This is a genomic window from Nitrosomonas supralitoralis (genome assembly GCF_003011925.2).
Lineage (GTDB): Bacteria > Pseudomonadota > Gammaproteobacteria > Burkholderiales > Nitrosomonadaceae > Nitrosomonas > Nitrosomonas supralitoralis.
In genome coordinates this window covers 1-709 of the sequence record NZ_PXXU01000179.1, presented here as the reverse complement: position 1 = coordinate 709, position 709 = coordinate 1, and the positions used below count along the sequence as shown (strand labels likewise).

The 709-nt window shown below is 53.2% G+C and carries 1 pseudogene; it reads right to left on the bottom strand.

The features are described 5' to 3' along the window. Window positions 1–709: pseudogene (tnpC, locus tag C7H79_RS17305) on the bottom strand (IS66 family transposase); the annotation flags it as partial.

The following is a 709-nucleotide window of genomic DNA, read 5'->3' as shown; positions in this document are numbered from 1 at the left end:
AAATAGCGTTTGAATAGCTGCTGCACGTTGACCGGCGCGTTCTGAGCCCGTGAACAGCCAGTTCTTTTTTCCAATCGCGATGGGACGAATGACGTTTTCTACGGGATTGTTGTCAATTGGCAGGTGGCCGGTTTGTGCATAGCGGATCAGGCTGACCCAACGTTTCAGTGTGTAATCCAAGGCTTTGGCGGAGCCACCCCCATTTGCTGTCTGAGCGCGGGTTTGCACCAGCCAATCGTGTAATGCCTCCAATTCGGGCAGGCTTTTTTCTTCTCGTAGTTGTTGACGTTCTGCGATGGTCAGATCTTTACCTTCTGCTTCAATAGCATATAAGTTGCCGATACGCTGCAACGCTTCCAGCGCCATCGGGCTATTATTAGCCTAGTGCAGATCGAAGAATTTACGGCGTGCGCGCGCCCAACAAGCCAGTTCAGTGCAGGGCTCCGTCTGTTTTTCGGCGAACAGGGCTTTGTAGCCGCCATAGTCGTCGACCAGCAAATGACCTTGCCAGTTTTCCAGAAAGCTTTGCGCATGCCGGCCACTACGACCGGCTTGATAGTCGAAGATGATAATGCGCGGCCAGGTTCCAAGTCGTTGCTGCGATAGGCCCATAAGTAGGCCTTGCGTGTCTTGCCTTCGCCAGGATCAAGTTGCGCTACTGGCGTTTCATCGGCATGCAGCGTGTTGCCTTGCAACAGATGCCATGTCA